9 protein-coding genes are annotated in these 12,277 nt (G+C 53.0%); 5 read left to right on the top strand and 4 right to left on the bottom strand.

Going from position 1 to position 12,277, the window contains the following annotated elements; translation table 11 throughout:
* Nucleotides 1-71 precede the first annotated feature (71 nt).
* Genes ACOBQJ_RS14065 through ACOBQJ_RS14050 form a run of 4 tightly spaced genes read left to right on the top strand, consistent with a single transcriptional unit; the run spans nucleotide 72 to nucleotide 4,850 of the window.
* Entirely contained in the window at nucleotides 72-1,361 is a 1,290-nt protein-coding gene (locus ACOBQJ_RS14065; protein ID WP_421072402.1) for an oligosaccharide flippase family protein, read from the top strand.
* A gap of 50 nt (nucleotides 1,362-1,411) precedes the next feature.
* On the top strand, nucleotides 1,412-2,518 hold the full coding sequence (locus tag ACOBQJ_RS14060) for a glycosyltransferase (RefSeq protein ID WP_421072401.1): 1,107 nt from the start codon (nucleotides 1,412-1,414) through the stop codon (nucleotides 2,516-2,518).
* A 3-nt stretch (nucleotides 2,519-2,521) separates the two neighbouring features.
* Complete coding sequence (locus ACOBQJ_RS14055) at nucleotides 2,522-3,721, top strand: O-antigen ligase family protein (protein ID WP_421072400.1); 1,200 nt, start codon at nucleotides 2,522-2,524, stop codon at nucleotides 3,719-3,721.
* Between the two features lie 4 nt (nucleotides 3,722-3,725).
* The gene (locus ACOBQJ_RS14050) at nucleotides 3,726-4,850 is read left to right on the top strand and encodes a glycosyltransferase (RefSeq protein WP_421072399.1); all 1,125 of its coding nucleotides are present in this window, start codon (nucleotides 3,726-3,728) and stop codon (nucleotides 4,848-4,850) included.
* A 107-nt stretch (nucleotides 4,851-4,957) separates the two neighbouring features.
* On the opposite strand, the gene ACOBQJ_RS14045 is transcribed toward ACOBQJ_RS14050, so the two are convergent.
* Nucleotides 4,958-6,601, bottom strand: coding sequence for a hypothetical protein (locus ACOBQJ_RS14045; protein WP_421072398.1), 1,644 nt, complete (start codon nucleotides 6,599-6,601; stop codon nucleotides 4,958-4,960).
* A 376-nt stretch (nucleotides 6,602-6,977) separates the two neighbouring features.
* Between ACOBQJ_RS14045 and ACOBQJ_RS14040 the strand changes: the two genes are divergently transcribed.
* On the top strand, nucleotides 6,978-9,482 hold the full coding sequence (locus ACOBQJ_RS14040; protein WP_421072397.1) for a right-handed parallel beta-helix repeat-containing protein: 2,505 nt from the start codon (nucleotides 6,978-6,980) through the stop codon (nucleotides 9,480-9,482).
* 149 nt (nucleotides 9,483-9,631) lie between these two features.
* Here ACOBQJ_RS14040 and ACOBQJ_RS14035 read toward each other — a convergent pair whose 3' ends face one another.
* Genes ACOBQJ_RS14035 through ACOBQJ_RS14025 form a run of 3 tightly spaced genes read right to left on the bottom strand, consistent with a single transcriptional unit; the run spans nucleotide 9,632 to nucleotide 12,157 of the window.
* A complete protein-coding gene (locus ACOBQJ_RS14035; RefSeq protein WP_421072396.1) occupies nucleotides 9,632-10,216 on the bottom strand; it encodes an ECF transporter S component in 585 nt (194 codons plus the stop codon).
* 39 nt (nucleotides 10,217-10,255) lie between these two features.
* Nucleotides 10,256-10,885, bottom strand: a complete 630-nt coding sequence (locus ACOBQJ_RS14030) for a response regulator (protein ID WP_421072395.1) — start codon at nucleotides 10,883-10,885, stop codon at nucleotides 10,256-10,258.
* Nucleotides 10,886-10,888: 3 nt separating this feature from the next.
* On the bottom strand, nucleotides 10,889-12,157 hold the full coding sequence (locus ACOBQJ_RS14025; RefSeq protein WP_421072394.1) for a sensor histidine kinase: 1,269 nt from the start codon (nucleotides 12,155-12,157) through the stop codon (nucleotides 10,889-10,891).
* Between the last annotated feature and the right edge of the window lie 120 nt (nucleotides 12,158-12,277).

Genomic DNA, 12,277 nt, shown 5'->3' with positions numbered 1-12,277 from the left:
TAATATAGGAATATCTGGAAACGAAATATTACTTTTTCCTGAAAACAAAAGAAGGACCAGGTGGGCAAAAAATGTTGGCAAAAATACCGCTGAAGTTCAGCCAGCTTCGAAATATCGGGAGCGTTCTGGCGGCAAACGTTTTTAACAACCTGACGTCTTTTTTAATCACTGTCTTTGCGGCCCGGGTGCTCGGCCCGCAGGAATTTGGCATCCTGGCAGTCGCCATCACGATAACCCTGCTCTTTTCCCTGTTTACTGATTTTGGCCTTAATACGGCGCTGGTAAGGCTGTATAATGCAAAGGCCGAATCAGAAGAATGCGAGCTGCTGCCCACTATTGTCGGGTGGAAGCTGCTTCTTGTCATTGTTGTTATTCCCGCGGCTTTTATGCTGAAGCATGCCGCTGTGTTCTTCTTCCCCAATTTTGCGGGGTACGGTAACCTGCTGTACTTTTCCTTTGTTTCAGGCGCCCTGCTCAGCCTCTGGAGCACTATCCGCGCCGTGGAGCAGGCGCGGCGGGAGTTCACTGTTTTTACACGCTACACGTTAGCTTACGGTTTATTAAGGATTATGTCCGCCGGGTTTTTAATGGCGACCGGGAAATTTTCAGCTTTAGGCGTGCTGTTTGCACTTTATGCCGCCCCCCTGACGGCTTTAATGTTTTACGGCTGGCATTCACGCTGTAAAACGTTGTGGCCGTCAATAATCAAAACGCCTCCGGGAATTAAGCTGTTTATTTTGAAAAGGGCTTTTTCATACAGCTTCTGGGTGGCGATCTCGGGTATCAACTTTACATTGCTGGCCAGGGTGCCCCAATTCACTTTGGGAAGAAGCGGATACCTCGAACAGGTTGGCCTGTACAGCGCCGGCCTTACCTTTATCGCTGTATTTTCCCTTTTGAACGAAGCAGTCCGGACAGTACTGCTGCCGGACGTGGCTACCCTCAACAAGGAGGAGGGGAGGCAGGCCTTCAGAAAGAAACTGGCCGCGGGAACGCCGCTGTTTTTTATGGGTGGCTTAATCGCGCTGGCCGCGATGTCGCTGCTGCAGCTGTACGCGCTGGGTGAGGCCTACAGCGCCAGCGTCTACGTCTTCATCGTCCTTGGCGCCGCCACCATGGTAACAATGTACACCGGTTTTTATAACCTCCTGGTGCACTCATACGGCATACCCTCCCTGGAAGCGGGGGTCAACATCGCCAGGGTGGGGACCCTGGTAGTTTTAAGCTGGATGCTGCCCTCCACGGCTATAAGCGCTGCTTTCGCCTATGCCTCCGTCCTGGTAGCGGGAGAGCTGCTGCTCTATGTCCTGGTTAAGCAGAGAGGCAGCCGGCAGGCGGGCGCCTTGAGCCAGCCTGATTAATGGGACAAAAGAAGATTAGCACGGTTTAAAAAAGGAAAGGGGACATCCCGGTGTTGCAAAATAAGCCTCGCATTTCATTTTATTTGCCGTCCCTGCGTGGCGGCGGCGCGGAACGAATTACGGTCAAGCTGGTAAAAAGCTTTCTGAGCAGGGGATATCCGGTTGACCTGGTCCTTGCCAGCGCACAAGGCCCTTACCTGGGTGATGTGCCGGAAGACTGCCGCATCATTGACCTGAAGGCCTCCAGAGTGATAAAATCCCTGCCCTGCCTGGTGCGCTACCTGCGGCGCGAACGCCCGCAGGCGCTGGTATCGGGCCTTAACCATACTAACGTAATCGCTTTAGCTTCTTCTATTCTGGCCATGGTACCGGTCAGGGTGATCGCGGTCGAGCATAATACCTTCAGCGTTGATATGGCTAACCCCCGCTATTGCAGGGCCAGGCTGCTGCCGCTGTTAATGCGGCTGCTATACCCCAAGGCCGACTCTATAGTCGCTGTCTCCCGGGGTGTGGCCGACGACCTGGTCAGTGTTTTTCCCTCGGTGAAAGACAAAGTAAAAGTGATTTACAATCCAGTTATAGGACCTGAGCTGTTTGAGCTGGCAGAAGCCCCGGTTGAACACAGCTGGTTCGCCGAAGGTTCCCCCCCGGTAATCCTTTCCGTAGGACGGCTGACGGAACAAAAAGATTACCCCACCCTGCTCCGGGCCTTCGCGCTGGTCCGCAGCGTTACAGACTGCCGCCTGGTTATCCTGGGGGAAGGGGAGGAAAGGGGGATGCTGGAGGGCCTGGCTGAGGAACTCGGGATAGCCGCGGACGTATGGCTGCCCGGCTTTGTGGAAAACCCGTACCGGTTCATGAAGCGTGCCGCTGTCTATGTCCTGTCGTCCAGGTGGGAAGGACTGCCCACGGTCTTAATTGAAGCGATGGCCTGCGGGACCCCGTTGGTATCCACGGACTGTCCCAGCGGCCCCCGGGAAATCCTCCGGGACGGCGGCAGCGGGAAGCTTGTGCCGGTGGGTGACGTGCCGGAACTGGCCGGGGCGATCCGGGAAACACTTGCCTCAGGCGGGCGGGCGTTTTCCGGCCAGGATTGGAAGCGCTTTGATATAGATAATGCGGCACAGTCTTATGAAAAACTGGTAACAGGGGGGTAAGAGATGCGAAATCTGTCATTCTGGCTGCTGCTTATACTCGTTTTTGTTATTCCATGGGAAAACGCTGTGACTTTTGAAGGCCTGGGAACAATCAGCCGTTTCCTCGGACTGTTTTTATTTGTTGCCTGGTTTACATGTACATTATTTTCGTGCAGGGTGCGGCGGCCTCATTTATTTCACGTGTTTGTCGGAGCCTTTGTCCTTTGGAACGCGGCGGGGCTTTTCTGGAGCGTTGACCCCGACGCCACCATAAAAAGGGCGATGACATTTATTCAGCTGGGAATGCTCACTTTTATCATCTGGGACCTCAACAGGACCGCGCCGGCCATTCGCTCAGTCCTCCAGGCTTACATCTTTGGCGCCTGCGTATCGGTGGGCAGCATTATCTATAACTTTTTGCTTAATCAGGAAGTCGGGTTCGGCCGGTTTGCGGCCGCCGGATTTGATCCGAACGATATCGGTGTCATTATCGCTATCGGCATCCCCCTGGCGTGGTACCTGGCTTTCGTTCAGCCAGGCCGGCACAGGGCTCTTGCCTGGCTGAATTATGCCTACATACCTCTGGCTGTTTTTGGAGTCCTGCTTACTGCTTCAAGGGACGCTTCCCTGGCCCTGATCCCGAGTATTTTTTTCATGCTATGGTCATTGAGGAAACTGGACCTCTCCCGGCGGGTGGCGGTAATCACCGCGCTGCTGTGCTCAGCCTGGCTTATATATTCGATTGTACCGGCTTATTCTTTGGAGCGGCTGGCGTCGACAACTAATGAGGTAACGCAGGGAAACCTTAATTCAAGGACACTGATCTGGGAGGCGGGGCTGCGGGTTTACCATGACTCACCCCTGTGGGGCGCCGGGGGAGGCGCTTATCCCTACGTGGTACAGCCTGTGCTGGGCAGGGAAGTGGTGGCGCACAACTCCTTCCTGTCTGTGCTTGTAGAGTGCGGGATAATCGGACTGTGCCTTTTCCTGGGGGTACTTTTGTCCGCCCTGCGGTCCGCCAACCGGCACGACCTTATGCAGCGGGCCATGTGGCTGGCTGTAATAGCGGTCATAGTACTGGGCGCTTCCGCGCTGACCTGGGAATACCGCAAACCGTTGTGGCTTTTTATGACCCTTGTAGTGGCAAGTTCCAGCATACTACTCTCTGAAAACAGGGAGGAGAGCGGGATGGAACAGCACATGCTTGAAGGAGGAGTTTCTTAATATAATGGCTGGTAAAAAAATTGACTTTCTTATTACCGATTTAGCATTTGGAGGAGCTGAACTGCTGGTGGTGCGGCTGGCTTCCGGTCTGCAGGCCCGTGGTTGGCAGGTGAGGGTAATTTCCATGATGCCGCCCCAGGCATTTGAAGAAGAGCTGCGGAGCGAGGGCATTATGGTTGAGTCCCTGGATATGAAAAGGGGTATCCCTAATCCGGCAGCACTGTTCAAATTGCTCCGCCTGCTGCGCTCCAGGCGCCCCGACGTGGTGCACTGCCACATGTTTCACGCCAACCTGCTGGGCAGGATCTCGCGTAAGCCGGCAGGCATTGCTGTACTTATTTCAACGATTCATAATATGTATGAGGGAGCACGCTGGCGGGAGTTGGCCAACCGGTACACAGCCACCCTGTCTGATGTTACCACCATCATCAGCCGGAAATCAGGGGAGCGCATGGTCCGGGTGGGAGCCATTTCCAGGGACAGGCTCAAGGTCATACCAAACGGTGTCGATACAGTGCGTTATTCCTGCAGCGAGACGGCCAGGATGGAACTTCGCGATCAGTTAAACGCGGGGGACTCTTTTATCTGGCTGGCAGTGGGCCGGTTCGCTGAGGCCAAGGACCATGCCAATATGATCAGAGCGTACCAGCGGACCAGGCAGGCCCGTGGCGACACGCTCCTGCTGCTGGTTGGAGAGGGCGGCTTGAGGAGGCAGGCGGAAGATCTGGCTGAGGAACTTGGGTTATCAGGCCAGGTGCGGTTTCTGGGCGTGCGGAGCGATATCCCGGCCTTGATGAGCGCGGCGGACGCTTACCTGATGTCGTCCTCATGGGAAGGCATGCCGCTGGTCCTGCTGGAGGCCGCCTCCTGCCGCCTGCCGGTTGTAGCGACCGATGTGGGCGGGAATTCCGAGGTAGTCGTTGATGGTACGACAGGGATCCTGGCCCCGCCAAAAGACCCTGAAAAATTGGCGGCGGCCATGATCAGGCTAATGGAGCTTACAGATGAGGGCCGTCAGGAGATGGGGCTGGCCGGGAGGGAATATGTGGAGGAACATTACAGCCTGGACCGGATGACGGACAGGTGGGAAGAATTGTATTATGAGCTTATAAAAAGAAAAGTCATGTAATATCCTGTTGAGTAACAAAACAACGCCCCCTATGCAGCCAGTCTGCTTCAGGGGGCGCTTCATATTTTGTAATACTTTTTATAATGTGCTTAACAGGTCCGGTTGGCTCACCCTCTGTCCCAGAGACCGCTGTATTCAACGACACTCCAGTCATTGGACTCCAGCTTCTGTAAAGTTATAAGTGAACCCCTCCAGCTGGACTGAACCGTATCGGAATCGAAGGGAAGGAATTTTCCACTGCCGGATGCCTTGATAATCAGGGTCTGGTCGCTCTCCACGGCTGCTTTGACAATTGAACCGGGCCTGTACTTGGAATCGTCCAGGGTCAGGAGCACCTCGCCAATACTGCGTACAATCCTGGTCCCCTGCATGGTATCCCACGGTCCGAGTATGCTGTCCCGTTTTTTATCATTGTATGAAACCACGTCTGTATCCACCTTTGCAAAGAAATTGCCGAAATTGGCAATCCGGCCCGTACCGTTGTTGCGAATTTTAAAAAACATGTTCTTGCTCATGTTGTAAAGGTGTTTAGATGATGTATAACTGTAGATGGTATAACCGCTGCCTTCTACTGTCAGGTCTACATATGCCTCGGGGCTGCCCTTGATCAGCTGTTCGTCGGTTGTGTCGTGCCCAACGGCAATTGCCGGTTTGTTGTCAGACCTGATCCTGCCGCTGATGTTAAATGATGTACCGCCCCCGATCTCCCTCAAAATTATCCCGGAAGAACGGTGCCCGCTGCCCTCAAGGCCACGGATATCAATTTTCATCGGTTTGGTCCTGTCCCTGCAACCGCCGATGAACAGCACATGCTGGTCGCCGTCGCTTTTTATTCCCGATACACTGATCCGGCTTTCAATATCAACAGCCCCGAAGCGGGGATAAATCTGAAGCGCCGCGCCCTGGTTATCTATACTTTCCAGGTTCAGGATATCCACCGAGTAGATATAGTGGCCTTCATTTGGTTCTATGTCGATGGCGGCTCCCGGTTTTGTACCGCTGGTATTGCTGACCCTGACATTGTAAATTTTTATGTCTGTACCGGATATTACCGAGATGCCCTGGCGCCTGTTGTTTTCCAGCCACACCTCTTTGATCAGGATACTGCGCGGGTATCCCTCTGCTCCCGGATAGGCAAGGTAGATGCCGTCCCCGCCGGAACCGTATATTTTCCCGCCTTTGACGCTGCACCCTTCGCAGCGGTTTAAGCTCAGGACATGCCTGTGCTCGCCGCTGGTGTACAGTTCCTTATTGCGGCGTATTTCCGCGTTGTAGGCGATGATATGGCAGTTTGTTGAACCGTCCGTAATGCGGATAAAGGGCTGGTAGAGTTCCTCCGGCTGGCTGTCGATCATCTGAAGGACGGCGCCCGGCTCGAGCAGCAGCGTTACGTTGTGACAGTTAAAAAGACCAAATCTTCTGCTCATGTATTTGGCGGCGGGGAATCGGACAACCCCGCCGCCCCTGCTGTTGACATAATCTATGGCGGCCATGATGGCTTTTGCATTGTCGGTAATCCCGTCTCCTTTCACGCCGAATTCCATGACACTGACCTCCAGGGATTTCAGGATCTCGCCATTTGGGGCCGGATTAACGGGAGAACTAATTTTTTGGTCTGGTGTTACAGCCCAGCTCAACAGCCCGGGCCTGTGGACTGTACCGCAGGCGGCAATGCCTACAAATAAGGCAGGGATCAGCACAACGCTGAAAACAGCCATTTTTGCCGACTGCCATGTCTTTAGCAGTTTCATATTACTCTCCCCTTTTAGCGAAAGGTAATTATTTTAAGATCCATATCAATAATATGATAATTTTTGGTAATTTATTAAAGATTAAACCCAAAAAGAATTGAAATTTATGACAAATATTGCTTTTTACCCGAATACTGTTGCAAAGATTTATTGCGGTATCCGCCCCGCGCTGTAAAGCGCCGGGCTTTTTTTATCCGGTTGTAAGCTGCGACTCATTCCAAATCAGGATGTTACTGTCAGATATTAACTACAGGAGACAATACCTAAATTGTCGAAATGAGTCGAAATCGGTAAGACATGTTACAGATTCGTATTGGTTCCGGTTACCAGGTTCCCCGTGACAGAAAAAGCACTCAACAAGGAGGATGATTACCGGATGTATAAGCGGATTACCAGTATGATCCTTTTGGTGGCCATGGTGGCAGCGATGCTGACCGGCCTGACCCTGGTTGATGCCGCAGACATTTACGCGGCAGATCAATATGTTTCCGTCACATCAACGCCTTATAAAGCTACGGGCAACGGTAGAACAGATGATACCGCGGCTATTCAAAAAGCGCTGAGCTCCGGCAAAAACATTTATTTTCCGGACGGCACCTACCTGGTGGACGCGGTAAAGGGGTTGAAGCCGGTCAGCAACCAGAAGATTTATCTTTCTTCTAAAGCCGTGATCAAGGCCAAGCCCAACAGTTCCAGCAACTACAGCATCTTTAACATTTATGACAGGGAGAATGTCAGGATTGAAGGCGGCACCATCCAGGGAGAGCGCTACAGCCACACCGGCACCTCGGGCGAATGGGGCTATGGGATAGGGATTAGAGGCGGCAGCAACATCGTTATTAAGTACGTAACTGTCAAGGACTGCTGGGGAGACGGCATTTACGTGGGTAAGAGCAGCAAAAGCAGCCAGAATGTTCAGGTCCTGAACTCCGTCTCCAACGGCAACCGCAGCAACGGAATTAAAGTGGACATGTCCCCTTATACTCTGGTGGAAGGAAATACGCTTAAGGCGAATGGGACTTACGGAGTCTGGGTCAACAACACGGATAATGTTACCGTGAGGGGAAACCAGATAATTGAAAACAAGTGGCACGGGATTAGAGTGCTGCAGTCCCGCAACTGCACCATAGCTAAAAACACCCTGACCGCAAACGGCCAGGCCCGGAATAATGCTTACGACAACATCAGCCTGGAATACAACTCCGACAGCAACATAGTACAGGAAAACACCTGCCGGATGGGGACGCTGGCAAATAAGTCCCGCTACGGCGTGAATATTGCTGTAAACACCAATGATAATAACCAGTTAAAATACAACGACCTGGTAGGCTCAGGTGTGTCAGGCGACCTGAGGAATGCAGGCACCGGTACGGTACTGACAGGAAACAAGCTCACTGCTGTTCCTGACCCCGGCACAGATCCGGGCACCGATCCAGGCACTGATCCTGGAACAGATCCTGGAACAGATCCAGGCACTGATCCTGGAACAGATCCAGGCACTGATCCTGGAACAGATCCTGGAACAGATCCTGGAACAGATCCAGGCACTGATCCTGGAACAGATCCAGGAACCGATCCTGGTACTGATCCTGGAACAGACCCCGGTACCGATCCAGGAACCGATCCTGGTACTGACCCCGGCACAGATCCGGGCACCGATCCAGGAACAGACCCCGGTACTGACCCGGGTACAGAGCCCGGCACTACGCCAACTGATGGATCTGTATCTGTCAAGTCCGCTCCTTATTACGCCCAGGGCAACGGCACAGCGGACGATACCGCGGCCATTCAAAAAGCGCTGAGCTCCGGCAGCAACGTCTATATACCGGACGGCACCTACCTGGTGGACGCGGTAGTGGGGTTGAAGCCGGTTAATAACCAGAAAATTACCCTTTCGGCTAACGCCGTGCTCAAGGCCAAGCCCAACAGCGCAGGTTCCTACAACGTGTTCAATATTTACGACAAATCAAATGTCACCGTTGAAGGCGGCACTATCCTGGGAGAGCGCTACAGCCACAGCGGCACCTCGGGCGAGTGGGGCAACGGCATTGGCATTAGAGGCGGAAAGAACATCGTTGTTAAGAACGTCACTGTCAAGGACTGCTGGGGAGACGGCATTTATGTAGGGAAAGGCAGCTATACCAGTGAAAACATCCAGATCCTGAACAGCATCTGCGACGGCAACCGCAGGCAGGGCATTTCCATAGTCTCCTGCAAGGGAGCCCTGGTGCAGGGCTGCACCCTGCGCAACACCAAAGGAACCGAGCCCCAGTCGGGTATAGACATAGAGGTTAATACGGGTGAAACCGTCAGCGACATTAAAGTGGACAACTGTACCGCTTACAATAACGCCGGAGACGGTATCCTGGCTTACGGCGGTTTTGCCACGCAAAACAACATTACCATCACCAACTGCACCTCCTACAACAACGGCAGGACAGGCATCAAGGTTGACGTATCCCCTTATACTCTGGTGGAAGGAAATACGCTGAAGGGGAACGGGACTTATGGTCTCTGGGTCAACAACACGAATAACGTTACCGTGAGAGGAAACCAGATAGTTGAGAACAAGTGGCACGGGATCAGGGTGCTGCAGTCCCGCAACTGCACCATCTCTAAAAATACCCTGACCGCCAACGGCCAGGCCGGTAACAACGCTTACGACAACATCTGCCTGGAGTACAACTCCGACAGCAACATAGTGCAGGAAAACGTCTGCCGGATGGGCACTCTGGCCAATAAGTCCCGCTACGGCGTGAATATTGCCGTCAGCACCGATGACAACAACCAGATACTCTATAACGACCTTGTCGGCGCGGGTGTGTCAGGCGGCATCAGGAATGCCGGCACCGGCACGGTCCTGACCGGAAACAAGCTGTAAAAAAGTATATTGAAGAAGTTGAGGAAGCCCCGCGCGATAAAGCGCGGGGCTTCTGACTTTCGGGACAGCGACAGGGGGGGACGGTTCTTGCTGTCGCATTGTAGACCGTGTCACGGGGACGGTTCTTCACTGTCGCACTGGTGTAAATTTTATTGCATTTTATTATCGTATTCACGATCCAATATATCACCATCATCCCTGCCGGCGTACCAGGAGTCTTTTCCGCTTTGGTAAAGCTCGATCCCCCGGGCAATGGCGATGGTCAACACAATGGCGATAACCATCTCCGCGATGGCCTGGGGAATGATGGTGACTACAACGTCCGGTGTAATATATCCCCTGAAGATGGCCAGAGACAAAACAAGTATGGTGTTGGTCAGGGTGCCGAAAAGGCCCGCGGCGATCCAGGCCAGGTACAGGCTGACCCGTTTAAAGCAGGCAAAAGCGAGGTAGGCCGCCAGGCCGATGAACAGCCTGGGGACAATTGATACAAGCGGATCTGCAAATATAGGGTTGCCGGCATTCAGGAGACTAAATAAACCGAAAAACGCGCCAACCAGGATACCCACCACCGGGCCTTGCAAAACACCTCCGAGGATTGCCGGCACGTGCATTATAGTCGCGTCTCCGGCAACATTGGGAACCGGAATAAAACCCAGCCTGGTTATTCCCAAAAATATAGAGATAGCTGCCAGAATTACAGTCGCTATTGCTTTCCTGGCTGAAGGGCTCAATTAATGTCACTCCTTTTTTGCGTCTTCCTGTCAGCCTGCTTATACAATACCTTCGTCCCTGGCTTTTTTAACTGCCTGCAGGCGGTCCCGGACTTCCAGCTTGCTGTAAATACTGGAGATGTAGTTTTTTACAGTCCCCTCGGATAAAAACAGCTTCTCCGCGGTTTCCCGGTTGCTCAATCCCTGCGAAAGGCACTCCAGTACCTGCTGTTCACGCTCACTTAACCCGTGCTTCAAAATTTTTGGCTCGGTTTGTTTTAACTGACTGGCCAGCATCCTGGCCATCTCCTGGGAAATCAGGGTGCCTCCCCGGTTGACCAGCCGGATGCCCGCGGCCAGGTCTTTGGGGTGAATGGCTTTCAGCAGGTATCCTTCAGCCCCGATATCCAGCGCTTCCACTACATAGTCCAGCTCCTGGAAGGTGGTCAGAATTATCACGCGCACCTGCGGCCAGCTGTTTTTAATCTTTCGCGTGGCAAGGATCCCGTCCATTACCGGCATGTGGATATCCATTAAAACCACATCAGGCTGCAGCTTCTCGCACAGCTCTACCGCGATTTGCCCGTTCGGAGCCATGCCGGCCACTTCGATGTCTTCTTCCATACCTAATACAATGGACAGGCTCTCTCTAATCAGTTCCTGGTCATCTACAATCAATATCCTGTTCACGGCTTACCTCCTAACAGGTATTACACAGGTGATCCTGGCGCCCTTTCCTTTCTCCGACCAGATCTCCAGGGCGCCATGCAGGGCTTCCAGGCGCTCCCGCATGGAATTGAGGCCAAAGCCCGGCGTCAGTTGGTCGGTCCCCAGGCCGTCGTCTTCTATTGATAAAATTATATCTTCCGGGTTATAGCACAGCCTTATGGTGATCCTCTTTGCCTGGCCGTGCCGCAGGGCATTGGTCAGCGATTCCTGGATGCAGCGGACAATGGCCATTTTTACCGTAAGGACTGTATCATGGACTTCCCCTTCGGTAAAGATGCTTACGTTTGTTCCCGTATGTATTGAAAACTCATTGGTAATCCTGGCTATATGCTGGGAGAGAGGGAGTTCCTGACCTTCGGGAGCGATCTCGTGGATGTTCCGCCGGACCTCGGCCAGTCCATTCCTGGCCACATTGAGGAGCACTTCAAGTTTATCCTTGGCCTTTTCCGGGGCTGGTTCAATTAGGTAGTTCACCGCGTCCATGCCCATGATGATCGAGGTGTAGGTATGGCCAACGGTATCGTGCAGTTCCCTGGCCATGCGGTTCCTCTCCTCCAGCAGCGTAATCTGTTCCACCTGGTTGGCGTAATCAACCAGCATCTGGTTCTGTTCCTGTATCAGTTGATACTGGCGTTTGTTTTCTCTCAGCAGCTGTGTCATTTTATTGTGAGCGTCCATCATGCGCCTGAATATGTAGCCCAGGGCCAGCATCAGCAGGTTTTGCATTGCCGCGAGCAGGATGCCTGCCTTTGATCCGCCGGGAACAACCAGGCCGGTCAGGGGGACCAGCAGGACAAAACTGGATAAAATCCACCATCTGTTCTTTTTGTTAATGAAATACCCCGCGGTTATCAACGGCACTGCCAGGACTGACAGGCTCCGGTGCTGGACAATGGTGATATAAACCTGCAGGCCGCCGGTGCAAGCCAGCTCTGCCAGCGGGTAAAGCAAAGTTTGAATGTTTCCCGGCTGCCAGAACAACTGCGGTACGATAAAGGCCACCAGCAGCCAGATCAGCAGGACATAATAGGACATGCCGGTGTTGTAAGGATCTGTAATAAAAAGGATTACCAGTATGAAAAACCATCCTGCCCGTACCATGGTGAGCAGGAAATCCAGCCACTGCCAGGTCCTGGGTTCTCCGCTCATGAAGTTTCCCGCGCTTTCCTGAAGTCTTATCTTAGTAATTATAACATTCCTGATGACCTCCTGCAGGAAAGTATTGTTTTTCATGTTATATTTCGGCTGTGCCTTTCTATAAGTTTTTCTGGTTTATACACGCCTCTGCCTGTTAACAATTCCTCGCCGATGGCAATTAACTGCCCTGGCCTGAAGGAGTGGGTGTACAGATTT

It is taken from the genome of Pelotomaculum propionicicum (genome assembly GCF_048984525.1).
GTDB lineage: Bacteria > Bacillota > Desulfotomaculia > Desulfotomaculales > Pelotomaculaceae > Syntrophopropionicum > Syntrophopropionicum propionicicum_A.
Note: the sequence above shows the minus strand (reverse complement) of the source record. Positions and strands in the feature narration are given on the sequence as shown.